At 72.6% G+C, this 24199-nt stretch carries 31 protein-coding genes; 9 read left to right on the forward strand and 22 right to left on the reverse strand.

The genetic code is table 11. The annotated features are described in order from the left end of the window. Positions 1–35 precede the first annotated feature (35 nt). Positions 36–260 carry a hypothetical protein gene (locus FHX46_RS22805; protein WP_243871327.1) on the forward strand — a complete coding sequence of 75 codons (225 nt, stop codon included), beginning with the start codon at positions 36–38 and terminating at the stop codon, positions 258–260. On the opposite strand, the gene FHX46_RS22810 is transcribed toward FHX46_RS22805, so the two are convergent. From FHX46_RS22810 to clpS, 11 genes are all read right to left on the reverse strand, one after another. Continuing rightward, a complete protein-coding gene (locus FHX46_RS22810; RefSeq protein ID WP_167118711.1) occupies positions 248–1015 on the reverse strand; it encodes an MBL fold metallo-hydrolase in 768 nt (255 codons plus the stop codon). The two genes, FHX46_RS22805 and FHX46_RS22810, sit on opposite strands and share 13 nt — an antisense overlap. A gap of 19 nt (positions 1016–1034) precedes the next feature. Then, positions 1035–1835, reverse strand: a complete 801-nt coding sequence (murI, locus tag FHX46_RS22815) for a glutamate racemase (RefSeq protein ID WP_167118714.1) — start codon at positions 1833–1835, stop codon at positions 1035–1037. Continuing rightward, positions 1832–2455, reverse strand: coding sequence for a rhomboid family intramembrane serine protease (locus FHX46_RS22820; protein WP_167118717.1), 624 nt, complete (start codon positions 2453–2455; stop codon positions 1832–1834). Before FHX46_RS22820 ends, murI begins: the two co-directional genes overlap by 4 nt. Before the next feature lie 165 nt (positions 2456–2620). Then, a complete protein-coding gene (locus FHX46_RS22825) occupies positions 2621–3571 on the reverse strand; it encodes a PLP-dependent cysteine synthase family protein (RefSeq protein WP_167118720.1) in 951 nt (316 codons plus the stop codon). A gap of 2 nt (positions 3572–3573) precedes the next feature. Next, positions 3574–3852, reverse strand: a complete 279-nt coding sequence (locus FHX46_RS22830; RefSeq protein WP_167098944.1) for a MoaD/ThiS family protein — start codon at positions 3850–3852, stop codon at positions 3574–3576. 54 nt (positions 3853–3906) lie between these two features. Continuing rightward, positions 3907–4332, reverse strand: a complete 426-nt coding sequence (locus FHX46_RS22835; protein WP_167118722.1) for a M67 family metallopeptidase — start codon at positions 4330–4332, stop codon at positions 3907–3909. Between the two features lies 1 nt (position 4333). Beyond that, a complete protein-coding gene (locus tag FHX46_RS22840) occupies positions 4334–4834 on the reverse strand; it encodes a DUF2017 family protein (RefSeq protein WP_167118725.1) in 501 nt (166 codons plus the stop codon). 1 nt (position 4835) lies between these two features. Further along, a complete protein-coding gene (locus FHX46_RS22845; protein WP_167118728.1) occupies positions 4836–5078 on the reverse strand; it encodes an ATP-dependent Clp protease adaptor ClpS in 243 nt (80 codons plus the stop codon). Positions 5079–5108: 30 nt separating this feature from the next. Beyond that, positions 5109–6098, reverse strand: coding sequence for a P1 family peptidase (locus tag FHX46_RS22850; protein ID WP_167118731.1), 990 nt, complete (start codon positions 6096–6098; stop codon positions 5109–5111). A gap of 7 nt (positions 6099–6105) precedes the next feature. Next, entirely contained in the window at positions 6106–6663 is a 558-nt protein-coding gene (locus FHX46_RS22855; RefSeq protein ID WP_167118734.1) for a DUF2017 domain-containing protein, read from the reverse strand. Next, positions 6660–6959, reverse strand: a complete 300-nt coding sequence (gene clpS, locus FHX46_RS22860) for an ATP-dependent Clp protease adapter ClpS (protein ID WP_167098960.1) — start codon at positions 6957–6959, stop codon at positions 6660–6662. The genes FHX46_RS22855 and clpS overlap by 4 nt, the downstream gene beginning before the upstream one ends. A 97-nt stretch (positions 6960–7056) precedes the next feature. Here clpS and FHX46_RS22865 point away from each other — a divergent pair, with 97 nt between their 5' ends. The 3 genes from FHX46_RS22865 to FHX46_RS22875 are packed head-to-tail and all read left to right on the forward strand — an operon-like array spanning position 7057 to position 9589. Beyond that, entirely contained in the window at positions 7057–8361 is a 1305-nt protein-coding gene (locus FHX46_RS22865) for a nicotinate phosphoribosyltransferase (RefSeq protein ID WP_167118737.1), read from the forward strand. Continuing rightward, complete coding sequence (locus FHX46_RS22870) at positions 8361–8930, forward strand: isochorismatase family protein (RefSeq protein WP_167118740.1); 570 nt, start codon at positions 8361–8363, stop codon at positions 8928–8930. The genes FHX46_RS22865 and FHX46_RS22870 overlap by 1 nt, the downstream gene beginning before the upstream one ends. Further along, positions 8930–9589, forward strand: coding sequence for a bifunctional 4-hydroxy-2-oxoglutarate aldolase/2-dehydro-3-deoxy-phosphogluconate aldolase (locus tag FHX46_RS22875; protein ID WP_167118743.1), 660 nt, complete (start codon positions 8930–8932; stop codon positions 9587–9589). Before FHX46_RS22870 ends, FHX46_RS22875 begins: the two co-directional genes overlap by 1 nt. A 4-nt stretch (positions 9590–9593) precedes the next feature. Here the strand turns inward: FHX46_RS22875 and FHX46_RS22880 are convergent, their stop codons facing one another. Continuing rightward, entirely contained in the window at positions 9594–10244 is a 651-nt protein-coding gene (locus FHX46_RS22880) for a choice-of-anchor P family protein (protein ID WP_167118746.1), read from the reverse strand. A gap of 160 nt (positions 10245–10404) precedes the next feature. Between FHX46_RS22880 and FHX46_RS22885 the strand changes: the two genes are divergently transcribed. Next, positions 10405–12450 (forward strand): ATP-dependent DNA helicase, encoded by a 2046-nt coding sequence (locus FHX46_RS22885; protein WP_313886226.1) that lies wholly within the window; start codon positions 10405–10407, stop codon positions 12448–12450. Positions 12451–12523: 73 nt separating this feature from the next. On the opposite strand, the gene FHX46_RS22890 is transcribed toward FHX46_RS22885, so the two are convergent. Genes FHX46_RS22890 through ctaD form a run of 4 tightly spaced genes read right to left on the reverse strand, consistent with a single transcriptional unit; the run spans position 12524 to position 16724 of the window. Further along, a complete protein-coding gene (locus FHX46_RS22890; RefSeq protein ID WP_167118749.1) occupies positions 12524–12919 on the reverse strand; it encodes an OsmC family protein in 396 nt (131 codons plus the stop codon). A gap of 19 nt (positions 12920–12938) precedes the next feature. Beyond that, positions 12939–13694, reverse strand: a complete 756-nt coding sequence (locus tag FHX46_RS22895; RefSeq protein WP_167118752.1) for a peptidyl-tRNA hydrolase — start codon at positions 13692–13694, stop codon at positions 12939–12941. Then, positions 13691–14914 (reverse strand): phosphoserine phosphatase SerB, encoded by a 1224-nt coding sequence (serB, locus tag FHX46_RS22900; RefSeq protein ID WP_167118755.1) that lies wholly within the window; start codon positions 14912–14914, stop codon positions 13691–13693. Before serB ends, FHX46_RS22895 begins: the two co-directional genes overlap by 4 nt. 28 nt (positions 14915–14942) lie before the next feature. After that, positions 14943–16724: an aa3-type cytochrome oxidase subunit I gene (ctaD, locus tag FHX46_RS22905; protein ID WP_167098982.1), complete on the reverse strand. Its 1782-nt coding sequence runs from the start codon at positions 16722–16724 to the stop codon at positions 14943–14945. 110 nt (positions 16725–16834) lie between these two features. Here ctaD and FHX46_RS22910 point away from each other — a divergent pair, with 110 nt between their 5' ends. Then, positions 16835–17668 (forward strand): phosphotransferase, encoded by an 834-nt coding sequence (locus FHX46_RS22910; protein ID WP_167118758.1) that lies wholly within the window; start codon positions 16835–16837, stop codon positions 17666–17668. A gap of 24 nt (positions 17669–17692) precedes the next feature. On the opposite strand, the gene FHX46_RS22915 is transcribed toward FHX46_RS22910, so the two are convergent. Continuing rightward, positions 17693–18445 carry an alpha/beta fold hydrolase gene (locus tag FHX46_RS22915; protein WP_167118761.1) on the reverse strand — a complete coding sequence of 251 codons (753 nt, stop codon included), beginning with the start codon at positions 18443–18445 and terminating at the stop codon, positions 17693–17695. Between FHX46_RS22915 and FHX46_RS22920 the strand changes: the two genes are divergently transcribed. Beyond that, the gene (locus FHX46_RS22920) at positions 18444–18998 is read left to right on the forward strand and encodes a GNAT family N-acetyltransferase (protein WP_208400248.1); all 555 of its coding nucleotides are present in this window, start codon (positions 18444–18446) and stop codon (positions 18996–18998) included. The genes FHX46_RS22915 and FHX46_RS22920 overlap by 2 nt on opposite strands. A gap of 3 nt (positions 18999–19001) precedes the next feature. Here the strand turns inward: FHX46_RS22920 and FHX46_RS22925 are convergent, their stop codons facing one another. Both FHX46_RS22925 and FHX46_RS22930 read right to left on the reverse strand, forming a co-directional pair. After that, complete coding sequence (locus tag FHX46_RS22925) at positions 19002–19301, reverse strand: hypothetical protein (protein ID WP_167118764.1); 300 nt, start codon at positions 19299–19301, stop codon at positions 19002–19004. Between the two features lie 16 nt (positions 19302–19317). Further along, positions 19318–20751 (reverse strand): MFS transporter, encoded by a 1434-nt coding sequence (locus FHX46_RS22930; RefSeq protein ID WP_243871328.1) that lies wholly within the window; start codon positions 20749–20751, stop codon positions 19318–19320. 129 nt (positions 20752–20880) lie between these two features. Between FHX46_RS22930 and FHX46_RS22935 the strand changes: the two genes are divergently transcribed. Next, positions 20881–21444, forward strand: a complete 564-nt coding sequence (locus FHX46_RS22935; protein ID WP_167118766.1) for a TetR/AcrR family transcriptional regulator — start codon at positions 20881–20883, stop codon at positions 21442–21444. 6 nt (positions 21445–21450) lie between these two features. On the opposite strand, the gene FHX46_RS22940 is transcribed toward FHX46_RS22935, so the two are convergent. Continuing rightward, complete coding sequence (locus tag FHX46_RS22940) at positions 21451–22572, reverse strand: alkaline phosphatase family protein (protein ID WP_167118769.1); 1122 nt, start codon at positions 22570–22572, stop codon at positions 21451–21453. A gap of 57 nt (positions 22573–22629) precedes the next feature. On the opposite strand from FHX46_RS22940, the gene FHX46_RS22945 reads away from it, so the two are divergent. Beyond that, positions 22630–22836, forward strand: coding sequence for an FmdB family zinc ribbon protein (locus tag FHX46_RS22945; RefSeq protein WP_167118772.1), 207 nt, complete (start codon positions 22630–22632; stop codon positions 22834–22836). 65 nt (positions 22837–22901) lie between these two features. On the opposite strand, the gene dhaM is transcribed toward FHX46_RS22945, so the two are convergent. Continuing rightward, positions 22902–23579, reverse strand: a complete 678-nt coding sequence (gene dhaM / locus FHX46_RS22950) for a dihydroxyacetone kinase phosphoryl donor subunit DhaM (RefSeq protein WP_167118775.1) — start codon at positions 23577–23579, stop codon at positions 22902–22904. Further along, positions 23576–24199, reverse strand: a complete 624-nt coding sequence (gene dhaL / locus FHX46_RS22955) for a dihydroxyacetone kinase subunit DhaL (protein ID WP_167099009.1) — start codon at positions 24197–24199, stop codon at positions 23576–23578. Before dhaL ends, dhaM begins: the two co-directional genes overlap by 4 nt.

Here is a 24199-nt window from a genome sequence, read left to right on the forward strand (position 1 = left end):
GCGTGCAGCGTAGAACCCCGCTGCGGTGGCTGCTCATGCGCGCTGCCTTCGTGACCTTGCCCGCCTGCCTGCTGCGCCTGACCGCCGCGAGCACAACCACCTGCGCGAGCACCCTGACCTGCACCGCCGCGGACACCGTGGGCGTGCTGGAGTTCTTCGCCGACCGCGGACCCGGTGCGCCCGGCAGCTCGCTGTCCTATGTGGATGCGCGCATCCTGGAGGGCGCCGAACGGGGAATCGCGCTGTCTCAGATGTCGTAGACCGCGCCGCGCTCGACGAGCGCCGCGCCCGGGAACGCCGCGGTGGCCTCGGCGCGGATGGCGTCCCGGTCGCTCCACGGCGCGACGTGCGTGATCAGCAGCCGCGACACGCCGGCGTCGCGCGCCAGCTCGCCGGCCTGCTTCCCGGACAGGTGCACGCCCGGCGGCCGGTCCGCCGCGTCGGTCCAGGACGCCTCGGCGAGCAGCACGTCGGCGTTGCGGACCAGCTCGGTGAGGGCGTCGCACGGTCCGGTGTCGCCGGTGTAGGCCAGCGTCCGGCCGGCGTGCCGCACCCGCAGCCCGAACGCCTCGGTCGGGTGGGACACCGGAACCGCGGTGACCTCGAAGGGGCCGATCTTCACCGGATCGGTGGTCAACGCGTGGAACTCGTAGACGTCGGACAGGTCGGTCTCGGCCAGTTCCGTCTCGTTCGGTGCGTAGGCCATCGCCAGCCGCACCGGCGCGTTCGCGGGAGCGTGCACCGGCAGACGGCGCGCGGCCGGGTCGTACGGCGGTGCCGGGTGGTAGCGGCGCAGCACAGTCAGCGCGGTGAAGTCGGCGCAGTGGTCCGGGTGCAGGTGCGACAACACGAGCGCGCCGAGGTCAAAGGGGTCGTGCCGCGTCTGCAGCTCGGCGAACACGCCGTTGCCGAACTCGACACCCAGCAGGAAACCGTCCGCTTCGAGCAGGTACCCGGACGCGGGCTCGCCCGGGCCGGGCACACTGCCCGAACAGCCGAGGATCGTCAGTCGCACGAGATGACACCCTGCCAGCTCAGGCGCTGATGGGCGAGAGCACTCCGGGCGCGAAGCCCATGAACCGCTGCGCGAGCCGGACGAACGGTTCTGGAGAGCCGGTGGCGATGAACTCGTGCCGCGGCGGGGTGTCCCGTTCGGCGAGCATGTCCTGCTCGGTGAGCAGGCGGACGACGTCCTTGGCGGTCTCCTCGGCGCTGGAGACGAGCGTGACCTCCGGGCCCATCACGATCTGCAGGACTCCCGTCAGCAGCGGGTAGTGCGTGCAGCCCAGCACCAGCGTGTCCACCTCGGCGCGCAGCAGCGGTTCGAGGTAGCCCTGCGCGAGCCCGAGCACCTGGCGCCCGGAGGTGACGCCCCGCTCGACGAAGTCGACGAACCGCGGGCAGGCGACGGTGGTGATGGACATGTCGCGGGCCGCCGCGAAGGCGTCCTCGTAGGCGCGCGACCGGATGGTGCCCAGCGTGCCGATCACGCCGATCCGGCCGGTGTGGGTGGCGGCGACCGCCCGCCGCACGGCCGGCAGCACGACCTCGACGACCGGCACGTCGTAGCGCTCGCGTGCATCCCGCAGGCACGCCGCCGAGGCCGTGTTGCAGGCGATGACGAGGGCCTTCACCCCGCCATCGACGAGATCGTCCAGCGCTTTCAGCGCGAGTTCGCGCGCCCGCGCGATGGGCAGCGGGCCGTACGGGTTGTGCGCCGTGTCACCCACGTAGCGCAGCTGCTCGGACGGCAGCTGGTCGAGGATCGCGCGGGCGACCGTGAGGCCCCCGACGCCGGAATCGAACACACCGATCGGGGCCTCGCGATTGCTCACGGGTTCGAGGGTACCGTCCGCCGCCGTCCCGCCCGGGCGCCGAACCAGGCGGCGAGGATGCCGCCGAGCGCACCGAAGGCGTGCGCCTGCCAGGACACGCCCGGATGCCCGGGCAGCACGCCCCACAGCATCCCGCCCCAGCCGATCAGCAGCACTGCGGCCACCACGATCTGCGCGAACGCCCGGTTGAACAGGCCGCGGACCAGCAGGTACGCCAGCCACCCGAAGGCCAGTCCGGACGCGCCGATGGTGACCGTGCCCGGCTCCGCGGTCAGCCACACCCCCAGCCCGCTGACCAGCCAGATCGTCGCGGTCACCAGCACCCAGCGGACGAGGCCGGCCGCCATCGCGAGGAACGCGAACACGACCACCGGCACCGTGTTCGCCAGCAGGTGCGGCCAGCCGGCGTGCAGCAGCGGCGCCCACACCACACCGTCGAGCCCGCCCAGCGTGCGCGGCACGATGCCCTCGGCGTCGAGCCGGTGGTGCACGATCGTGTCCACGGCCTCGGCCAGGTACAGCAGCGCGGTGAACACCAGCACGACGAGCGCGGCGGTCTTCGGCTTCGCGGGCAGGACGCGGTTCGCCTGGTCGTTCCGGGGCGCGGGCAACGTGCTCATGCCCTCCACGGTACGAGCGGCACGGCCCGGTGGGATCGGGAGAAAACCCTGAGCCGCCGGGTGCGGATGCACTGCGCGCCGGGCCGGCGCCCCGCGGGCACAACCCCCTGGAACACGACGGCGCCCCGCTCCCGCACCGGGGAGAGGGGCGCCGTCCAGATCCGGTCAGGCCCAGAGCTGGCCGTCGAGCCGCTCGGCAGCCTCGTCCAGGGTGCCGCTGTAGGCGCCGGTGGACAGGTACTTCCACCCGGCGTCGGCGACGATGAACGCGATGTCGGCCTTCTCGCCCTTCGCCGCCGCCTTCTCGGCCACGCCGAGCGCGGCGTGCAGGACCGCGCCGGTGGAGATCCCGGCGAAGATGCCTTCGTGCTCCAGCAGCTCCCGCGTGCGGCGCAGCGCGTCGTAGGCGCCCACCGAGTAGCGGCCGTTGAGCACGTCCGGGTCGTACAGCTCCGGCACGAATCCCTCGTCCAGGTTGCGCAGCCCGTACACCAGTTCCCCGTAGCGGGGCTCGGCGGCGATGATCTGCACGTGCGGCTTCTGCTCGTGCAGGTACCGGCCCACGCCGACCAGCGTGCCCGTGGTGCCCAGGCCGCCGACGAAGTGCGTGATGGTCGGCAGGTCCTTGAGCAGCTCCGGGCCGGTCGTCCGGTAGTGCGCGTCCGGGTTGGCCGGGTTGCCGTACTGGTAGAGCATCACCCAGTCCGGGTTCTTCTCCGCCAGCTCCTTGGCGCGCCGCACGGCCTCGTTGGACCCGCCCGCGGCGGGTGAGAACACGATCCGGGCGCCGTAGGCCTGCAACAGCTGCTTGCGTTCGGCGGAGGTGTTCTCCGGCATCACGCACACCAGGCCGTAACCCTTGAGCTTCGCCGCCATGGCCAGCGAAATGCCGGTGTTGCCCGAGGTCGGCTCGAGGATCGTCGATCCCCGGCGCAGCCTGCCGTCGCGCTCGGCGGCCTCGATCATCGCCAGCGCGGGGCGGTCCTTGATCGAGCCGGTCGGGTTGCGGTCCTCCAGCTTGGCCCACAGCCGCACGTCGTGCGTCGGGGACAGCCTCGGCAACCCCACCAGCGGCGTGCCGCCGAGGGCTTCCAGCAGCGATTCGTACCGGGCCATGCCTAGCGGGCGCCGCCGGCGACCGCGGGCAGGATGGTCACGGTGTCGCCGTCCTTGACTTCGGCGTCCAGGCCGCCGGCGAAGCGCACGTCCTCGTCGTTGACGTAGACGTTCACGAAGCGGTGCAGCTTGTCCTCCTTGACCAGACGGCCCTTGATGCCGCTGTGCCGGGCCTCGATGTCGTCGATGACCTCGGCGACGGTCTTGCCGGACGCCTCGACCGACTTCTGACCACCCGTGTGCGTACGCAGGATGGTGGGGATGGACACGGTCACGGCCATGGGTAACTACCTCCGCTTGGGTTTCTTCCAGCTCTGACGTCCGGCTGCCCGGCGTTATTCCGTGAGATCGGCGATCTCCACCGGCTCCTCGGTGACGACACCGTCCACGATGCGGTACGACCGGAACTCGTGGGTCTCCGGGTCGCGGGTCGAGACCAGCACGTAGTGCGCGTCGGGCTCGGAGGCGTAGGACACGTCGGTGCGTGACGGGTAGGCCTCGGTCGCGGTGTGCGAGTGGTAGATGACGACCGGGACCTCGTCGTTCGCGTCCATCTCGCGGTAGAGCTTGAGCAGGTCGCCGGAGTCGAACTCGTAGAACGTCGGCGAACGCGCCGCGTTGAGCATCGGGATGAACCGCTCGGGGCGGTCGGAGCCGACGGGACCGGCGATCACCCCGCACGCTTCGTCCGGGTGGTCCCGGCGGGCGTGCGCGACGATCTCGTCGACGAGTTCACGGCGGATCCGAAGCACGCCGGTCATCTTACGTGCCGGACTCCAGGGGTTCACAGAGTGAGAGTGCGCACGCCAGCGCCACGGCGTCCTGCGCGTGCGACAGCCACTCGAGCGTGACGTCCCTGGCGCTGAGCGGGAAGCGTGCCCAGGCGCGCCCGTCCCGCCACCGGGGTTTGCGCAGGTAGAGCGTCTGGGCGTGGCCGAAGGTGATCATCCAGGCCCGCTGCCAGGCCGGATCGAGGGTGACCGCCGTCGCACCCGTCCATCCGCGCACCACCGCCCGGACCGCGGCCGTCACGCTCTGCCGCATCGCCGCACCGTGCCGCTCCCGGAACTCCCGGGCCTCGCGGATCAGCAGGTGAGCGTCGGGGAACAGATCCTCGTCCCGCAACGGGCGGCGGCCGTGCCGGCCGGTCTCCAGGGCGGTCAGCAGTTCACCGGCGATCGCGTGGAGGCACTCCCCGACGTTCGGCGACATCTCGACCAGGACCCGCCGGTCCGGCAGCGGGTGCGCGTCCAGGAAGTCCACGTCACCCGCCCTGCAACGTGGCGTGCAACCCGAGCACCTGCAGCTCGGCGACCAGCGCCTCGGCCTGCTCGCGAGAGGCGAACCGGGTGAGCTCCGCGGCGCCCCGGTGGTCCACCACGTGGGCGAACTCCAGAGCCCTCGCCGCGGAGAGCCCGAGCACGGCGTGCACCGCGCAGACCACTGTCTGGTAGGAGTTCACGTGGTCGTTGTGGACGACCACCAGCCACGCCCGCACACCCTTCACGGGCTCATGATCGCGGCCCGGCCGCCGCCGTTACGCGAACGCCTCCGGCCACACGTCCCGGTACGCCGGTACCCCGGCCACCCCCTCCGCACGCACCAACCCGTGCACACAGGCCCGCGCGAAGACCCGCGCCGCGGCGGTGCACAGTTCGTCCAGCGCTGCCGCCCGGGTCGTCACCCCGAACGGCCCCGCGGCCGCGGGCAGCTCCCGGGCGCCGGTGGCCAGCGCGAACACGGTGTCGCCGTCGAACATCGAGTGCGCCGGCCGCACCGCCCGCGCCAGGCCGTCCTGCGCCGCCACCGCCAGCCTGCGGGCCTCGGCCTTCGACACGTCCGCGTCGACCGCGACCACGCCGATCGTGGTGTTCAGGTCCGTCTCCCGCCGGGGCACCGAGGCGGCGCGCTCCGGCCACCGCACGCCGAACTCGCCCGCGACCTCGTGATCCGCCGCGAACGGCCGCCCGTTCTCGAACGACACCGCCTCACCCCGCGCGTTGACGACCGCCAGCGCACCGACCACGAACTCACCCACGCGCTCGCTCGCCGTGCCGATGCCGCCCTTGAGCGACCCCACGGCCGCCCCCGCCCCGGCACCGACCGAACCCTGTCCGACGGCGACCCCCGCGGCCTCGCACGCGGCGTACCCGAACGACGAGTCCGGCCGGTTGCCCCAGTCCCCGCGCGGCAGGTCGAAGATCACCGCGGCGGGCACGATCGGCACCACCTCGTGCGGCTCCGCGCCGACGGCGAACCCGCGATCCCGCTCCGCGAGCCAGCGCATCACGCCGTCGGCGGCGGCGAGGCCGTAGGCGCTGCCACCGGACAGGCAGATCGCGTCGACGTGCCGGACCAGGTTCTCCGGCTCCAGCAGGTTCGTCTCCCGGGTACCGGGCGCGCCACCGCGCTGGTCGACCGCCCCCGTGGTGCCCGGCGGTGCGAGCACCACCGTGGTCCCGGTGGCCCAGCCCGCACCGATCCGGTGGTGATGCCCGACGAGCACCCCCGGCACGTCCGTGATCACGCCCGGATCACCCGGTCAGCGCCTGGACGAGGCTTTCCTGCACCCACGTCAGCCAGTGGTAGACGCCCAGGTGCGGCGCCCGCGGATCGTCCTCGGGCAGCTCGTCGGGCATGTCCTCGGTGACGTCGAGCGCCGTGCCCAGTGCCAGCCGGACGTCGTTGATCGCGGCCAGCCACGCGTCCGCCTGCTCGTAGGTGAGCTGCACGTCGCCGCCGTCGCGCGGCAGCGTCTCCATGACCACCGTGGCCACGCCGACCTTCGCGTCGACCAGTTCGGGTTCGTGCAGCGACCGCAGGGCGCTCGCCGAGTCCAGGACCTCCTGGCTCGGCGTGTCCGGGTCGATCTTGTGGTAGTCCGGCAGCAACCGGGACAGCACCGGGTCGTCCGGTGACTCGGGCGATCCGGTGCGGATGCCGGTCAGCTCGGCCAGCGGGTCCTGCGGCGCCTCCTCGGCCCGCGCCCGCAGCATGTCCTCGAGCTGGCTCACCAGCCCGCGCAGCACCGCGGCCTCCTGCTGCTCGAACCCGGCGTGCACACGGCCGCCCGTTCGCTGCCAGCCCCTCACGAAGTGTGCTCCATCGTCGCCCACAGCCCCGCGGCGTGCAGTCTGGTCACGTCCGCCTCGACCTTCTCCTTCGTCCCCGAGGACACCACCGCACGCCCTCTGTGGTGCACGTCGAGCATCAGCTTGGTGGCGTGGTCCCGGCTGTAGCCGAACAGCTTCTGGAAGACGTACGTCACGTACGACATCAGGTTCACCGGGTCGTTCCAGACGATCGTCTGCCACGGCTCGTCCTCGGCACCGGCCTCGGTGCCGATGGGTTCAACCTGCGTCTGTTCGGATGCGACAGGCGTGGTCATGCGATCCATGGTGTCACGGAACCCACATGCCGGGGACCGGTGGTGGCTCTGTTCGGGTGATTCAGCCGAACGCGCAAGTACCTCATAGTCTGATCCCATGGGTTTTCCCGAGACGCACGGCAGCACGGCCCTGCTCACCGACCACTACGAGCTCACCATGCTGGGCAGTGCCCTGACCGACGGCACCGGCGACCGCCAGTGCGTGTTCGAGGTGTTCGCCCGCCGGCTGCCCGCCGGGCGGCGGTACGGCGTGGTCGCGGGCACCGGGCGGCTGCTGGAGGCGATCGCCGACTTCCGGTTCGCCGACGCCGAGCTCGACCTGCTCGCCACGACCGCGGTGGTCGACGACGACACCCTGTCGTGGCTCGCGAACTACCGGTTCAGCGGCGACATCGACGGCTATCCCGAAGGGGAGCTGTACTTCCCGGGCTCGCCGGTCCTCACCGTCCGGGGAACCTTCGCCGAAGCGGTCCTGCTGGAGACCCTGGCGTTGTCCATCCTCAACCACGACAGCGCGATCGCCTCCGCGGCCGCACGCATGTCCTCGGCCGCGCACGGCAGGCCGATCATCGAGATGGGCGGCCGCCGCACGCACGAGATGGCCGCGGTCGCCGCGGCGCGCGCCGCCTACATCGGCGGGTTCGCCACCACCTCCAACCTGGAGGCCGGCCGCCGCTACGGCATTCCCACCCGCGGCACGGTGGCGCACGCGTTCATGCTGTTGCACGACAGCGAAGAGGACGCCTTCCGCGCCCAGGTCGCGAAGATGGGCACCGACACCACCCTCCTGGTCGACACCTACGACATCACGCGCGGCATCGACACCGCGGTGCGCGTGGCCGGACCCGAGCTGGGCGCGATCCGCATCGACTCGGGTGACGTGGGCGTGCTGGCCCGCAAGGCGCGCGAACAGCTGGACTCCCTGGGCGCCAGGGACACCCGCATCGTGGTGTCCGGCGACCTCGACGAGCACGCCATCGCGGCCCTGCGCGCCGAACCGGTGGACGCCTACGGTGTGGGCACGTCCGTGGTCACCGGTTCGGGCGCGCCGACCGCGGGCATGGTCTACAAGCTGGTCGAGGTCGACGGCCGCCCGGTCGCCAAGCGCAGCGAGAACAAGGCGTCGCGCGGCGGCGAGAAGTCGGCGCTGCGCCGCCACAAGCCGACCGGGACGGCGCTGGAGGAGGTCGTGTACGTGGCCGGCCGGCGTCCCGAGCCCGGCGAGAACGACCGTGAACTGCCGATTCCGCTGATGCGCGGCGGCAAGCCGGTCGACGGCCTGCCCTCGCTCGACGACAGCCGTCAGCGGCTGCGCGACGGCCTGGTCAGCCTGCCGTGGGAGGGGCTGAAGCTCTCCAGCGGCGAACCCGCGATCCCCACTGTGTTCCCCCAGGAGGCGTGATGAGCCGGGCACTGATCGTCGTGGACGTGCAGAACGACTTCTGCGAGGGCGGTGCGCTCGCGGTCGCCGGTGGCGCCGAGGTGGCGACGAAGATCAGCGAGCACCTCGCGCGCGGCGGCTACCCGGCGGTGGCCGCGACCCGCGACTACCACATCGACCCCGGCGCGCATTTCAGCGACGACCCGGATTACGTGCGGTCCTGGCCGCGGCACTGCGTGGCCGGGACGCCGGGCGCGTCGTTCCACCCGGCGCTCGACGTCGGCCCGATCACCGCGGTGTTCTCCAAGGGCCAGTACAGCGACGGCTACTCCGGCTTCGAAGGGCACACCGATGCCGGCGAGAAACTCGTGGACTGGTTGCGGGACCGGGAGATCACCGACGTCGACCTCGTCGGCATCGCGACCGACCACTGCGTGCGGGCCAGCGCGCTGGACGCCGCGGCGGCCGGGTTCACGGTGCGGGTCCTGCTGGACCTGACCGCCGGAGTCGCGCAGGAGACCGTGGACGCGGCGCTGGACCGGTTGCGGGCGGCCGGGGTGGAACTCGTGGGCACCCCGCGGGTCGGCTGATGCGGACGGTGCTGCGCAAGCACAACAACCGCTTCCGGGAGCGCCTCGCCGCCGGCCGCGTCATGGCGCTGCTGCGCGCGGACTCGCCAGCTTGGTTCGCCGACGCCGGCCTCGTCCTGTACGACGCGGGCCTGCGGGTGATCGAGGCGGACCTGGCGACGCCGGGCGCGCTGGACGCGATCGCGGTGCTGCAGGCGGAGCTGGGGCCGGACGCGCTGATCGGCGCGGGCGGGGTTCGTACGGCGTCCGCCGTGGACCGGTGCGTGGCGGCCGGGGCCGACTTCGTCGCGACACCCACGTTCTCGCCCGAGGTGCTGTGGCGGGCGCAGGAGTACGCGTTGCCGATCGTGTGCGGCGCACTGACGCCGACCGAGATCGACGCGGCGTGGAGCCACGGACCGGCCGCCGTGCAAGTATTCCCGGTCACCACCGCCGGTGGCGCGCGGTACCTGGAGGAGGTCCAGTCCACCCTGCCGGAGGTGCCGCTGGTGCCGGCCGGCGGGGTGTCGTTGTCCGATGTGGACGACTACCTGGACGCGGGTGCGCTCGCGGTCGCGGTCGGCCCGGCCCTGCTCGGCGACGCGACCGAAGGTGGCCGCCTCGACGAGCTGGCCGAGCGGGCCACCCGGGTGGCGGCGGCCGCCGGCCGCTACGCCTGAGCCGTCAGAACCCGAACGGCGAGCAGCGGGCCGAGCCGACCAGGATGTCGCCGGAGGCCGGGCCACCCTGCGGGAACAGCTTGATGTGCATGGCGTTCGTGGTCAGGCTGCCGTCCGCGGGCACGGGCACGATCAGCTCGTTCAGGACGACCTCGGCCATCGGCGGCGCGCCGGGCGTGGTGCCCGGCACGGTGATCGTGTGGTTCGGCGGGATGTTCTGCGGAACGGTGATGCCGGTGACGTTGCCCAGCTCCATGGTGCCGTTGCTGCCGTTGGCGGTGGTGGTGCAGCCGGCGCCGAACGTCCGCACCTTGATCACCGGGCCGCCGAACTGCTGCAGCACGCTGGTTTCGAACCGCTGACCGGTCACCTTGACGCTCGCGGTGCCGTCCGCGTTGCGGGTGCACGTGCTGCTGCCCAGGCCGTATTTCGTGCGGGTGCCGACGGTGACCGGATCGGTGCGGCCCGCCGGCGTGGCGTCCACGACGCACGGCGCGATCGGGTCGGCGTGCGCCGGGGTGCCGTTCACGGCGATGTCGGCCGCGCCCACCGAACCGGCGCCGGTCGCGCCGGGCTGCGCCTGCGCACTCCCCGGGGCCGCCACCAGGCCCCCGCAGAGCACCGCTGCCGTCACGATCCGCCTGGCCCGCCTCATGAGCCGCTCCTTTCGCCTGGGAAATCCTCCTCGTCAATCGGCAGCACGCCGGGCCCGCCTGACCCACCCGGCCGGATGCCACCCGGACGGGTGGATCTCCCCGTGACCGGCAGCGGGACGGCGACCCGGTTCTGACAGTGGTCCCCGGTACCGTGTCCTGGTGGCCGTCCGAACTGCGTTCCCCGGTGTCAACGAGCTCCTCTCGACCGCTGTCGAGGCGCTCGGCGGTGCGGAGCGCGCCGGCCAGGTCACCATGGCCGAAGCGGTCGGGCGGGCCATCCGCACCGGCGAGCACCTGGCCGTGCAGGCGGGCACCGGCACCGGGAAGTCGCTGGCCTACCTGGTGCCGGCCATCCGGCACGCGGTCGAGAAGGACACCACGGTGGTCGTGTCGACGGCCACGATCGCGCTCCAGCGCCAGCTCGTGGACCGCGACCTGCCGCGGCTGGCGAAGGCGTTGAAGAAACCGCTGGGCCGCACCCCGACGTTCGCCATCCTCAAGGGCCGCCGCAACTACCTGTGCCTGCACCGGCTGGATTCGGGCGCCCCGGAGGAGCCGGAGGACCCGGCGCTCTTCGACCCGTTCGCCGTGTCGCGGCTGGGCAAGGAGGTCACGCGGCTGCGGGAGTGGGCGTCCGACACCGAGACCGGCGACCGGGACGAGCTGGTGCCGGGGGTGTCCGAGCAGGCGTGGCGGCAGGTGTCGGTCACCGCGAAGGAGTGCCTGGGGGTGGCGCGCTGCCCGATCGGGCAGGACTGCTTCGCCGAGCGGGCGCGCGGTGAGGCGGGCAGGGCCGACGTGGTGGTCACGAACCACGCCCTGCTGGCGATCGACGCGTTGCAGGGCTACCAGGTGCTGCCGGAGCACGACCTGGTGATCATCGACGAGGCGCACGAGCTGGTCGACCGGGTGACGTCCGTGGCCACCGGTGAGCTGACGTCGTCGGCGGTCGCGGTCGCGGTGCGGCGCTGCGGGAAGCTGATCGACGCGGGCACGGCCGACCGGCTGCAGGAGGCGAGCGAGGGCCTGGCGCTGATCCTGGAGGATCTGCCGGCCGGGCGGATGGACACCCTGCCGAAGGCGCTGGGCGGAGCGGTCGCCGCGGTGCGGGACGGGGCGCACGCCTGCCTGTCCGCGCTCGGGTCGGACCGCAAGGAGGACGTCGAGGAGGCCACCGCCCGCAAGCTCGCGCGGTCGCAGCTGGAGGAGGTGCACGACACCGCGGTGCGGCTGCTCGACGCGTTCGGCGAGGACGCGGCGCACCAGCGGGACGTGGTGTGGTTGTCCAACGACAAGTTCTCGTTCGGCAACCGGCCACCGACGCTGCACGTGGCGCCGCTGTCGGTGGCCGGGCTGCTGCGGGAGCGGGTGTTCGCGCAGAAGACCACGGTGCTGACGTCGGCGACACTGGCGCTGGGCGGTGCGTTCGACACGCTGGCGCGGCAGTGGGGGCTGCCGCCGTCGCAGGCGCGGGTGGTCAAGGCCGAGGGCACGGCGTCGGAGAAGGCGCCGCCGGCGGACGACGACGAGCTGAAGTGGTCCGGATTGGACGTCGGGTCGCCGTTCGACCACCGGCGCAACGGGATCCTGTACGTGGCCAAGCACCTGCCGCCGCCGGGGCGGGACGGCCTGGGCGAGAAGACGCTGGACGAGATCGCCGCGCTGATCGAGGCCGCCGGCGGCCGCACCCTGGGACTGTTCTCGTCGATGCGGGCGGCGAAGCAGGCGACCGAGGAGCTGCGGGACCGGATCGGGTTCCCGATCCTGTGCCAGGGTGAGGACGCGACGTCGCTGCTGGTGACGAAGTTCGCCGAGGACCCGCGGACCTGCCTGTTCGGCACGCTGTCGCTGTGGCAGGGCGTGGACGTGCCCGGGCCGTCGCTGCAACTGGTGATCGTGGACCGCATCCCGTTCCCGCGCCCGGACGACCCGGTGTCCTCCGCGCGCCAGCGCGCGGTCGAAGCCCGCGGCGGCAACGGTTTCCTGCAGGTGGCGGCCACCCACGCGGCGCTGCTGCTGGCGCAGGGCACCGGGCGGCTGCACCGGTCGGTGGGCGACCGGGGTGTGGTGGCGGTGCTGGACTCCCGCCTGGCGACGGCCCGCTACGGCGGCTTCCTGCGCTCCTCGCTCCCGCCCCTGTGGCCCACCTACGACCCGGAGGTGGCCAGAGCGGCGCTCCAGCGCCTCGACGCGGCCGCCGGCTGACCGCCGCCCGAGCCGGCTCCGTGCCCCGCTTCGGGCCGGCCGCAGGCACGCCTGCGGTGAAGCGCGCGCGGGTCTAGCCGGCGAACTCCTCGGTCACCGGAATGCCCTTCTTGAGGGTCCGGGACACCGTGCACAACCGCTCGATCGCCCGGTCGACCGACGTCACCAGCTTCTCGCGCTCCTCGGCGCCGAGGGCGGACAGGTCGACGTCGAAGAGCACGTGCACCGCATCCAGCTCGGAGGCACCCTCCCGGCGGTCGGCGCTCACCGCCACCCGCAACGGCGCGTCGGTCCGCCGGGTGATCAGCTCCTCGGCCGTCACCGCTGCGCACCCGGCCGCGGCGATCTGCAACAGCTCGGCCGGGGAGAACGCCCCCGCCGCACCTTTGCGGCCGATCCGCACCGTCGCGCCACGCTCATTGCGTCCCACGAACTCGTGCTCGCCTTCGCGGCGGACGTCCAGGTTCACCAGCACTCCTCGATCGGGGTCAGCGCCACTGGGCGAGGACCGTGACAGTCCCGGGCTCGACCTCGGTGAACCCGGCGTCCCGCACGGCGACCACGCGCCGCTCACGCCAGGCACCGGCGGGGTCGCCGCCCGGGTGCAGTTGCTTCCACTGGTCGATGGTGGCGGTGCGCACCGCGCAGGCGTAGCCGCGCTCCGCCCACGAGGCGAGCTCGGCGGCGCCGAGCAGCGACGCGAGGATCATGGTGCCGTGCCCGACCTGGGCAGCCGCCTTGCCGACGGTCATCGCGACCTCCGGGTTGAGCAGCAACAACGGCAGGTCGTCCGGCGCGGGACCCGGCTCGTCCGGTGGCAGGTCGCTGCCCGAGATCTGCAAGCGGCTGATCTCCTTGGGCACGTCGACGACCCGTCCCGGCACGAGGGCCCGGACCTCCGCCCCACCGGCCGTCACGGTGATCCCCGGGAAGTCCTGCGCCGCGGCCCAATGCGCGCCGCGCGCCCGGCGGGCGACCTTGCGGATGTGCCCGGACACCCAGTCGTGCACCGGCTCGTGCCACTCCCCGCCGGGCTGGGCACGCTGATCCAGGCAGACCCCCAGGGCCGCGGTGGCAGCGGCCTCCAGCAACGGGGTGCGCGCGGGCGGTTCGGCCTTCTCCAGCCGCAGGATCACCGGCATCGCCCGGACCTCGCCGGGCGCGGCCTCCGGCAGCGCCGTCTCCTCGGCGGGCAGCCCGAGCCACGACGCGTAGCGGGCGGCGAGCGGATCGAGAACGCTCATGGCCGGGCGAGGGAGAGACCGTCAGCCGCGTCGGCCGCTTCGACCTCCGCACGGCTGACCCCGAGGACGAACAGCACGGCGTCGAGGTAGGGGTGGGACAGCGCGGTGTCCGCGACCTCACGCAGGGCGGGCTTCGCGTTGAACGCGACACCCATCCCGGCCGCCTTGAGCATGTCGATGTCGTTGGCGCCGTCACCAACGGCGACGCACTGCACCAGGGGGATGCCGTAGTGGTCGGCGAACCGGCGCAGCGCCGTCGCCTTGCCGGCGCGATCGATGATCTCGCCGACCACCCGCCCGGTGAGCTTCCCGCCCACGACCTCCAGCTCGTTGGCCGCGACGAAGTCGAGACCGAGCTCGTCGGCGATCGGCCGGATGATCCGGCTGAACCCGCCGGAGACGACGCCACAGCGGAACCCGAGCCGCTTGAGCGTGCGGACCGTGGTGCGTGCACCCGGGGTGAGCTGGATGGCCTCGCCCACCTCGTCGAGCACCGACTCGGGCAACCCGGCCAGCAGGCCGACCCGGCGTTCGAGCGACTCGGTGAAGTTCAGCTCGCCGCGCATGGCGGCCTCGGTGATCTCGCGGACCCTCGGCTCGACCCCGGCGTGCGCGGCCAGCATCTCGATGACCTCGCCCTGGATCAGGGTCGAGTCGACGTCGAACACGATGAGCCGCTTGGCCCGCCGGGCGAGCCCGCCGCGCTCGATCGCGATGTCCACCCCGCCGCTGGACGCGACGTCCGCGACCGCGGCCCGCAGCTCGGTGTCCGCCTGCTCGGTGTCGTCGGCGACCGAGAGGTGCACCTCGAGCCCGGTGACCGGGTAGTCGGCGATGCGCCGGATCGCGTCGATGTTGGCACCGAGCGAGGCCAGCCGGCCGGCGAAGTCGGTGAACGCCCGGGCGGTCAGCGGCCGCCCGAGGATCACAGCTACGTGCGTCGAGCCCTGCCGGGCGGGGGCGAACGGGTCCTCCCCGATCTCGTCCCCGATCCGGACGTCGACGTGCATGGCGACGCTGGCCATCGCCTGCTCGACGGACTCCTGGAGGCCCTCCGGGTCCTCGGCCACCGCGACCAGCACACCGAGGGTGAGCCGGCCGCGGATGACGACCTGTTCGACGTCGAGCATTTCGACGCCGTGCCGCGTGAGGGCGGCGAAGAGGACGGACGTGACGCCGGGCTTGTCCGGCCCGGTGGTCGTGATCAGGACCGGCGTCATGATCTGCTACCTGCCCGGACGCCGTTGGTCACTGCTCGCTCGCGTTGTCCTTGTCGTGGTCACCCGGGATGACCGCGTCGGTGAGGGCCTGCGACGGGGCCTTGACCCCGGCGTGGACCTTCGGCTTGCCGAAGAAGCCGATCTCACCCTCGTGGTGCATCCGCTCGACCATGTGCGGGTAGTGCATCTCGAACGCCGGCCGCTCGGAGCGGATCCGGGGCAGCTCGGTGAAGTTGTGCCGCGGCGGCGGGCACGAGGTGGCCCACTCCAGCGAGTTGCCATAGCCCCACGGGTCGTCCACCGTGACGAGCTCGCCGTACCGGTAGCTCTTGAACACGTTGTAGATGAACGGCAGGGTCGACGCGCCGAGGATGTAGGCCCCGATGGTCGAGATGGTGTTCAGCGTGGTGAAGCCGTCGCTGGCCAGGTAGTCGGCGTAGCGGCGCGGCATGCCCTCGGCGCCCAGCCAGTGCTGGACCAGGAAGGTGCCGTGGAAGCCGAGGAACGTGGTCCAGAAGTGCAGCTTGCCGAGCTTCTCGTCGAGCATCCGGCCGGTGATCTTCGGGAACCAGAAGTAGATGCCGGCGAAGGTCGCGAACACGATCGTGCCGTAGAGCACGTAGTGGAAGTGCGCCACCACGAAGTAGCTGTCCGACACGTGGAAGTCGATCGCGGGCGCGGCCAGCAGGATGCCGGTCAGACCACCGAAGAGGAAGGTCACGAGGAAGCCGACCGAGAAGATCATCGGCGTCTCGAAGCTCAGCTGCCCCTTCCACATGGTGCCGATCCAGTTGAAGAACTTCACCCCGGTCGGGACCGCGATCAGGAAGGTCATGAAGGAGAAGAAGGGCAGCAGCACCGCGCCGGTGGCGTACATGTGGTGCGCCCACACCGCGACCGACAGCGCCGCGATGCCCAGCGTCGCGAAGACCAGGCCCTTGTACCCGAAGATCGGCTTGCGGGAGAACACCGGGATGATCTCGGAGACGATGCCGAAGAACGGCAGCGCGACGATGTACACCTCGGGGTGCCCGAAGAACCAGAACAGGTGCTGCCAGAGGATCACGCCGCCGTTGGCGGGGTCGAACACGTGCGCCCCGATGTGCCGGTCAGCCATCAGGCCCATCAGCGCGGCGGTGAGGATCGGGAACGCGAGCAGCACCAGGATGCTGGTGACCAGGATGTTCCAGGTGAAGATCGGCATCCGGAACATGGTCATGCCGGGCGCGCGCAGGCACACGATCGTCGTCACCATGTTGACCGCACCCAGGATGGTGCCCAGACCGGAGACCGCGAGGCCGGCGATCCACATGTCGGCGCCGATGCCCGGCGAGTGGATGGCGTCCGACAGCGGGGTGTAGGCGAACCAGCCGAAGTCCGCCGCACCGCCGGGCGTGAGGAAGCCGGAGACGGTGATCAGGCCGCCGAACAGGTACAGCCAGTACGAGAAGGCGTTCAACCGCGGGAACGCCACGTCCGGCGAGCCGATCTGCAGCGGCATGACGAAGTTCGCGAAGCCGAACAGGATCGGGGTCGCGTACAGCAGCAGCATGATCGTGCCGTGCATGGTGAACAGCTGGTTGTACTGCTCCTGCGACAGGAACTGCTGTCCCGGGCGCGCCAGCTCGGTGCGGATCAGCATCGCCATCGCGCCGCCCACCATGAAGAAGGCGAACGACGTGACCAGGTACATGATGCCGATCTGCTTGTGGTCCGTCGTGCGGAACAACCGCAGCAGCAACGAACCCTTGGCCTCCTGTCGCGCCGGGTAGGGACGCGTGACAATCGGCTGCGGGGCTACGGCTGTCACTCCTGCCTCCAAGTTCTGCTTTGGTGTGTCAGCGGCCGCGGCGGGGCGACCAGTCCGGATGGTATCCCTCGGCTCCGACACTGTTGCGCACCGGCTGGGAAGATCACGCCATGGGAGACCCGTTCGTCACCGCGGCGGTGGCCGCGGCGGTCGAGGTCGGGAACCGGTTCCACCTGCCGACCGAGTTCCCGGAAGTGCTGGCCACGCGGTCGAACGTGCTGGTGAGACTGGGTGCGATCGTGGCCAGGGTACCGGCGACGACGCTGGTCGCACGGCCGGAGGTGCAGCGGTCGCTGGTCCGCGAAGTGGCACTTTCGTCGTTCCTCCAGAGACGGGACGCTCCGGTCGTACCGCCCTTCGAGAGCCCGGGGCCACACCTCGCGCGGGACCTCCCCGTCACACTGTGGCGTTTCACACGTCACGATCCGGATCACGTCTTCTCCCCCGCCGAAGTGGCCTGGTCGCTCGCCGAGCTGCACGCGGCGCTGCGGGAGTTCCCGGACGAGCTGGACGCGCCCGGGCCGCTGGTCGAAGCCCGGAGCTGGGTCGAGCGGCTCGCCCTGCCCGCGGAGCTCGCGGACGAGCTGGCGGCGGCCGAGGCGGCCCTGCCGGCCACGTCCGGCCGGCCCCTGCACGGCGACGCGCACCCCGGCAACCTGCTGGCGACCGCGAGCGGGCCGCGGTGGATCGACTTCGAGGACACCTGGCGCGGTCCGGTGGCCTGGGATCTGGCGTGCCTCGTGGCAGCGCCGCAGCCGGACGGCCGGGCCGCGGCGGACGCCTACCCGCACGGCCCCGATCCGGATGAGCTGGCCCCATGGGTGCGCCTGCGCGAGCTGTTCGCAGTGTGCTGGCGGTTCGTGGTCGCGCGCCGGTTCCCCGGCCGGCTCCCGGACGCGCACGCCGGGCTCCGGCGGTTCCAGGCCGCCCGTGGCCCCCGCTAGCCCCGGCGACGCGGTCCCGCCCGGCTAGCCGAAGGGCCACCACCCGAGGATCGCCTCGGTGACCATCGCCGGTGCCTCGACCGGCGTGAGGTGCCCGGCCTGCGGCACCACCACCAGCTCGCCGCGGGGCAGCGACTCGGCCATCTCCTGCGCGGCGCCGGGCGGCGTGAGGGTGTCCTGCTCACCCACGACGACCAGCGCGGGAACTCCGGTCGCGGCGAGCAGGTCCGTCGAATCGGGACGGTCGGCCATCGCACGGGCGGCCCACGCCACGCCCGCCCCCGGCTGGCTCTCGATCAGGTCCCGCACCGACTCCACCACTTCCGGCCGTGTCTGGCGGGTCTCGGCGCTGAGCAGGTTCGGCACCATCGACTCGGCGAGCCAGCCGGACACCCCGTCGGACTCCGCACGCCCGGCGATCCCACGGCGGGCCTCGGCCGCCTCCGGGGTGTCGGCCGAGGCCTTGGTGTCGATGAGGACCAGCCCGGCGACCCGCTCGGGCGCGGCGCGCAACACCGCCATCGTGACGTAGCCGCCCATCGAGCAGCCGCCGAGCACGACCTGCTCGAGGCCGAGCTTGTCCAGCAGCGCGAGCACGTCCCGCGCGGCGTCGTCGAGGCTCGGCGCGCGGCCGGTCTCCGGCAGCGGTGTCCGGCCGAGGCCGCGCTGGTCGGGCGTGATCAGGCGGTGGCGCGTGGTGAGGCCGTCACGCAGCGGCCGCCACATGCGGGCGTCCACCGGGAACGCGTGCAGGAGAACCAGGGGAAGATCAGCCATGACCGCGATTGTGCTGGACGAACGCGGGTACCGTCGCCTCGTGAGCGTCCAGTGGCGGGACATCCGCACGGAGCGGCTGCTGCTGCGGCCGCTGCGCCCGGACGACCGGGACGACGTGGTCGCGATCCAGACCGACCCGCGCACCCACTGCCACGACCCGGCCGCGCCCACCCGCGGAGAGGCCGACGTCAAGTTCACGGCCTGGCTGGAGCACTGGAACGCGCACGGCTTCGGCTACCTCGCGGTGCTGCCGCTCGGCTCGGCCGAGCTGATCGGGGTCGGCGGGCTGCAGCACACGCAGTTCGACGGCCTGCCGCTGCTGAACCTCTACTACCGCCTGCGGCCCACCGCCTGGGGGCGCGGCTACGCGACGGAACTGGCCTCGGCCGTCGTCGAGTGGGCCGAGCGGGACCTGCCTGGGCTCCCGGTGCAGATCAGCGTGCACACCACCAACGAACCGTCACTGCGGGTCGCGGAACGGCTCGGCTTCACCGTCTGCGCCGAGAGCTTTTCCGACGGCACCACTTCCCAGCACTTCCGCAAACCGCGCTGAGTATCAGAACCGCTTCCGGGTGGGACCGCGGCGGGTGCGGGCCTGCCAGCAAGCGCGGTGCCAGTGGCGGCGGTCGGCGACGGACCCGAGTTCGTCGGCCGGCCAGGCGACCACGTGCGGCACGCCGGGCTGGATCTCGTGGTCGCAGCCAGGGCAGCGGTACACCTTGGTCGCCTGGCTGCCCGGCACGCTGCGCACCAGCCAGTCGCCGTCCGGGCCGGACTCCGCACGCGCCCACCCGGAAGCCGCCCCGGCGCGGTCGGCGTCGGGGCGGCCACGGTGTGGTCGGTGGCGGCGCGGCACCCGGCCACGGTATCGCCTACGCGGTGCGCTCGGGCTCGCGCCGGAAGGTGAGTGCCACCACGAAGGTGAGGCACGCGATGACGATCGATCCGGTGAACGCGGCCGTCATCCCGCTGACCATCACCTCGTGCGGTCCGCCGGTCGCGGCGCGGCCGGCCGTGCCGAAGATCGTGACCAGGATGGCCAGGCCGAGCGTGGAGCCGGTCTGCTGCAGCGTCTGCATCACGCCGCCGGCGGCCCCCGCGTCGGGCCCCGGCACGTTGCTCATGATGATCACGCTGAGCGGGGCGAACGCGAGCCCCATGCCGAGTCCCATGAGGATCATGGGGCCGAGCACGCCGCCGGCGTAGGTCGAGCCGGCCTCCAGCTGCGTCGCCCACGCCAGCCCGGCGATCATCGACAGGGTGCCCGCGATCGCGATCGGCTGGGGCCCGAACCGGGGCAGCAACCGCGGGATGATCCGGCTCAGCACGAAGACCAGCACCGCCATCGGCAGGAACGCGAACCCCGTGCCCAGCGCGCTCATCCCCCGCACGTCCTGCAGGTACTGCGTGAGGAAGAAGAACATCGACATGCCGATCATCGGCCCGAAGAAGAAGTTGGCGTAGGCGGCAGCGCGGTTGCGGTCGCGGAACAGGCGCAGCGGCAGCAACGGCTGCGCGGTCCGCGCCTCGACGGCGAGGAACGCCCCGATCAGCACCGCACCGGCGGCGAGCGCGGCCACCGTGAGCCCGTTCGTCCAGCCCACTTCGGCGGCCCGGATGAATCCGTAGACCAGCGCCGCGACCCCGAGCGTCCCCGTCACGGCCCCGGGCAGGTCGAGCCGGGCCGGGTGCCGCGGCGGTTCCGCCACGAACCGGGTGGCCAGCACGGCCACCACCAGCCCGAACGGCACGTTGATGAACAGCACGGCACGCCACGACAGCCATTCGGTGAGCAGCCCGCCGAGGATGAGGCCGACCGCGAACCCGGCGCTGGACATGCCGGCGAACAGGGCCAGCGCGCGCAGCCGGGCCCGGGGTTCGGTGATCGTGGTGGTGAGCAGGGCGAGCGTGCTCGGCCCCGCGGCGGCGGCGCCGAGGCCCTGCACGATCCGGGCGGCGATCAGCAGGGCGGCCGACCCGGCCAGCCCGCCGGCGAACGAGGCGACGGTGAACAGCAGCACACCGCCGATGAACAGCCGCTTGCGGCCGAACAGGTCGCCGGCGCGCCCGCCGAGCAGCAGCAGGCCGCCGAAGACCAGGGTGTAGCTCGACATGACCCAGCTCAGGGACGCCGGGGTGAACCCCAGGTCGGCCTGGATCCGGGGCAGCGCGACGTTCATGACCGTGATGTCGAGGACGAACATGACTTGGCAGGTGAGCAGGATTGCCAGCGCCACGCCGGTGCGTGGCCGCGCGGCGGTCGCAGCGCCTGCCGTGCGGGACGCGGGCAGCGTTGTCTCGGACAAGAGAAGACTCCAGTGGACGGACGGGAAATAAGCGGACAGACTCTCCGCTTCACTGGGGTTAGCATATGGAGAAGGTCTCCGGTTGCGCAAGAGTATCCGGAGAATGTGTCCGGTTTTGAGGTGAGGCGCATGATGGCACCGCGGCCGATGCGCGCCGATGCGCGGCGCAACTACGAGCGGCTCCTGGCCACCGCGCGCGAGGCGTTCCGCGAGCACGGCCCGGACGCACCCCTCGACGACATCGCCCGCCGGGCCGGTGTCGGCGCCGGCACCCTCTACCGGCACTTCCCCAACCGCGAGGCGCTGATCGAAGCCGTCTACCGCGACGACATCGAACGCCTCTGCGCAGGCGCGCACCAACTGCTCGCCGAGCACGAACCGGGCAAGGCGCTGGAGCTGTGGATGCGCGACCGGCTGGCGTTCGTGCTGCAGAAGCGCGGGGTCGCCCACACCCTCAAGGCCGCGATGGACCGGGATTCGGAAACGTTCGCCTACTGCCGCTCACTGATGAACGACGCCGCCGAGGAGGTGCTGCGGCACGCGCAGGAGGCCGGTGCCGTGCGGGCGGACGTGCAGCCACGCGACCTGCTGCTGCTCGGGCACGGGGTGTGCGTGGCCGCCGACGAGGACGAGGAGCTGGCCGGCCGCCTGCTGAGCGTGATGCTGGACGGCCTCAAGCCGCAGCCGGCCTGAGCCGCCTCAGGAGCGCGCGATCGCCAGCGGAACCAGTTGTTCGGCCGGGGTCAGCGAACCGTGCTGCCCGATCAGCGCGGACTCCAGCGGCTCGGCGGTGCGGCGCACCATCCCGAACTGGTCCCGGGCGGCCGCGATGACGTTGCCGAACCGGGGGCGCACCCGGTCGGTCACCCGTGGCCCGAACCACCCGGCGGCGATCGCCTCGGCGCGGGAGACCACCCACGCCCGGCTGCCCAGCGTCTCCCGCCAGGCGGCCAGCACGTCCTCCGCCGCGCCGGGCGCGGCGTAGACGTGCCGGATCCGCGGGTCCCCGCCCAGCTCGCGCACGCCCGCGGACAGCGCGGGCGCCCGGTCGAGGTCGATGACGTCGTCCAGGGCAACCATCCCGTGGTCGGCCACCACCGCCAGCAGACGGCCGGGCGGCAGACCGTCCACCAGCGACTCCACCAGGCGGTCGACCTGCCGCAGCTGCATCAGCCACGCCGGCGAACCCGGCCCGTAGCGGTGACCCAGCTCGTCGAGCTGTCCGTGGTAGGCGTAGCAGAACCCCGCTGGTTCGCGCAGGGCACGCAGGGTCTCCGCGGCGAGGTCGCCGATCGCGTACACGCCGCGGTAGTCCCCGCCGCGCTGGACCGCACGGGTGAGCGGCGACTTCGCGAACTTCGCCTCGGCGACCACCACCGCCCCGACACCGGCCGCGACCGCGCGCTCGAACGTCGTGGGCAGCGGCTGCACCTCCTCCGGCACCAGGTCCAGCTCACCGCCGCCGGGATGACGCCGCCAGCGCAGGGCGTTGAGCACGCCGCACCCCGGGACCTCGAACGTGTAGCCCGCCATGCCGTGCTCCCCCGGCGCCAGGCCCGTGCCGATCGCGGCCAGCCCGGCGACCGTGGTCGACGGGCACCCGACGGTGAGCGTGGCCCGCGTCAGCCCGGCCAGCACCGGCGCGTACTCGGCGTGGGTCCGCAGCAGTTCCGCGCCGAGGCCGTCGATGAGGAGCACGCACGCGCCGGCGGCCTCGGGCAGGGCGAGCGTGTTCGCGTACCCGGGGACGCCGAGAGTGGCGAGAACGGAGGGCACCACCTCGGCGAGGTGCCGCCGGCCGGACACGGTTGGCAGGTCCACGGGGTCAGCTTGGCAGGAAGGTGGCTGCCCGCGCACGCGCTGCCCGATAATGACGGCATGCCGACCTACGCCTACCGCTGCCGCGAATGCACGGGCACCTTCGAGGTGAACCGGCCGATGAGCGAATCGAGCGATCCGGCCCGCTGCCCGGAGGGGCACACGGACACCGTCAAGCTGCTCACGACCGTCGCGCTGACCGGCTCGGCCACCGGCGCACCGTCCGGCGGCGGGTGCTGCGGCGGCGCCTGCGGGTGCGGCCACTGAGCCGGTAGGCCGAGGCCGCCCGCCCGGGCGGCGCTGGACCGTGCGCCCAGGTGCACGTGGGACGGTCAGGCGGGTTCGCCGAAGTTGTCCGCCACCATCTCCTGCACGACGCGCAGCGCTTCGGCGGCCTGAGGGCCGGCGGCGCGGACCTGGATCCGGTCGCCCTTCCGCGCGCCCAGCGACATCAGCGCCAGCACGCTGTGCGCGTCGGCCTCCTGATCGCCCAGCCGGACGGTCACGTCGGCCTCGATGCCGGCCAGGCCGCGGGCCAGGACCGCCGCCGGCCGGGCGTGCAGGCCCACCTCGTTGCTCAGCGTCAGCTCCACGCTGTCCCCGGACGGTTCCGGCGCGGCGGACGCGAGTTCCGGTGGTGCCCCGGCCGCGGACGCGGCCTCCAGCACGCCGGCGCGGTCGGCCCCGTTCTGCGCCGCCACCGCGGCGGCGACCGTGCCCTCCACCAGCGGGGCGTCCGCGACCACCACGGCCTCCGGGTCGGCCAGCGACTCGACCGCGAGCTCCGCCGTCATCTGCGCGCTGCCCAGGTCGTAGAGCAGCACGACCCCGGACCCGGAATCCGCGCGCTGGACGGCGGCGACGACCGAGTCGTAGTCCGTGCCGATGCCACCACCGGGCATGCCGCCCGCCGGGACGATCGTCACGTCCGGCGCCATCTGCTCGGCGACCTCGGCAACCCCTTCGGCGAGCTTGGCGCTGTGCGACACCAGAACCAGGCCGACGCTCATCGGGCCGCCTTCGCGAACGCCTCGAGCAGCAACGCCGTCGAACGGGCGCCCGGGTCGAGGTGTCCCGCGCTGCGCTCGCCGAGGTAGGACGCACGCCCCTTCCGGGCGACCAGATCCACAGTGGACTCGGCACCGGCCGCGGCGCCCTCGGCAGCCGCGGCCAGGACCGCCGCGACATCGCCACCGGCCGCCTTCTCCGCGGCCGCGACCGCGGGCAGCAGGGCGTCCACCATCGTCTTGTCGCCCTCGACCGCCTTGCCCCGCGCCTGGACGCCCTCCAGCCCGGCCCGCAGCGCGGCGACGATCTCCGCCGCGCCCAGCTCCGGCTGGCTCGACACCACCGTGGCCGCACGCAGGAAAGCCGTGCCGTACAACGGTCCGGCGGCGCCGCCCACCTTCGAGATCAACGTGGTGGCCACGAGCTTGAGCACCGCGCCCGGGGTCTCGGGCGCCCCGCCATCCAGCGCGGCGACCACCGCCTGGAACCCACGGTTCATGTTCTCGCCGTGGTCCCCGTCCCCGATCGCGCGATCGAGGGCGATCAGCTCGGCGCGGTGCTCGGCGATCGTGGCCGCCGCGTCCCGCAGGGCGTTCACGACGCCGTCGGGCGTGCATCCCAT

The sequence above is a fragment of the Amycolatopsis viridis genome (assembly GCF_011758765.1).
In the GTDB taxonomy this organism is placed as follows: Bacteria; Actinomycetota; Actinomycetes; order Mycobacteriales; family Pseudonocardiaceae; genus Amycolatopsis_E; species Amycolatopsis_E viridis.

Excerpts from the sequence above, each read along its gene's own strand:
- FHX46_RS22920 (WP_208400248.1), top strand. The coding sequence starts at position 18,444 with ATGACCGCGATTGTGCTGGACGAACGCGGGTACCGTCGCCTCGTGAGC.
- serB (WP_167118755.1), bottom strand. The coding sequence starts at position 14,914 with ATGACGCCGGTCCTGATCACGACCACCGGGCCGGACAAGCCCGGCGTC.
- FHX46_RS22865 (WP_167118737.1), top strand. The coding sequence starts at position 7,057 with ATGGGTTTTCCCGAGACGCACGGCAGCACGGCCCTGCTCACCGACCAC.
- FHX46_RS22895 (WP_167118752.1), bottom strand. The coding sequence starts at position 13,694 with ATGAGCGTTCTCGATCCGCTCGCCGCCCGCTACGCGTCGTGGCTCGGG.
- dhaM (WP_167118775.1), bottom strand. The coding sequence starts at position 23,579 with ATGAGCGTCGGCCTGGTTCTGGTGTCGCACAGCGCCAAGCTCGCCGAA.
- dhaL (WP_167099009.1), bottom strand. The coding sequence starts at position 24,199 with ATGGGATGCACGCCCGACGGCGTCGTGAACGCCCTGCGGGACGCGGCG.
- FHX46_RS22805 (WP_243871327.1), top strand. The coding sequence starts at position 36 with ATGCGCGCTGCCTTCGTGACCTTGCCCGCCTGCCTGCTGCGCCTGACC.
- FHX46_RS22910 (WP_167118758.1), top strand. The coding sequence starts at position 16,835 with ATGGGAGACCCGTTCGTCACCGCGGCGGTGGCCGCGGCGGTCGAGGTC.
- FHX46_RS22870 (WP_167118740.1), top strand. The coding sequence starts at position 8,361 with ATGAGCCGGGCACTGATCGTCGTGGACGTGCAGAACGACTTCTGCGAG.
- FHX46_RS22830 (WP_167098944.1), bottom strand. The coding sequence starts at position 3,852 with ATGGCCGTGACCGTGTCCATCCCCACCATCCTGCGTACGCACACGGGT.
- FHX46_RS22825 (WP_167118720.1), bottom strand. The coding sequence starts at position 3,571 with ATGGCCCGGTACGAATCGCTGCTGGAAGCCCTCGGCGGCACGCCGCTG.
- FHX46_RS22875 (WP_167118743.1), top strand. The coding sequence starts at position 8,930 with ATGCGGACGGTGCTGCGCAAGCACAACAACCGCTTCCGGGAGCGCCTC.
- clpS (WP_167098960.1), bottom strand. The coding sequence starts at position 6,959 with ATGACCACGCCTGTCGCATCCGAACAGACGCAGGTTGAACCCATCGGC.
- FHX46_RS22880 (WP_167118746.1), bottom strand. The coding sequence starts at position 10,244 with ATGAGGCGGGCCAGGCGGATCGTGACGGCAGCGGTGCTCTGCGGGGGC.
- FHX46_RS22820 (WP_167118717.1), bottom strand. The coding sequence starts at position 2,455 with ATGAGCACGTTGCCCGCGCCCCGGAACGACCAGGCGAACCGCGTCCTG.
- FHX46_RS22945 (WP_167118772.1), top strand. The coding sequence starts at position 22,630 with ATGCCGACCTACGCCTACCGCTGCCGCGAATGCACGGGCACCTTCGAG.
- FHX46_RS22835 (WP_167118722.1), bottom strand. The coding sequence starts at position 4,332 with ATGACCGGCGTGCTTCGGATCCGCCGTGAACTCGTCGACGAGATCGTC.
- FHX46_RS22915 (WP_167118761.1), bottom strand. The coding sequence starts at position 18,445 with ATGGCTGATCTTCCCCTGGTTCTCCTGCACGCGTTCCCGGTGGACGCC.
- FHX46_RS22935 (WP_167118766.1), top strand. The coding sequence starts at position 20,881 with ATGATGGCACCGCGGCCGATGCGCGCCGATGCGCGGCGCAACTACGAG.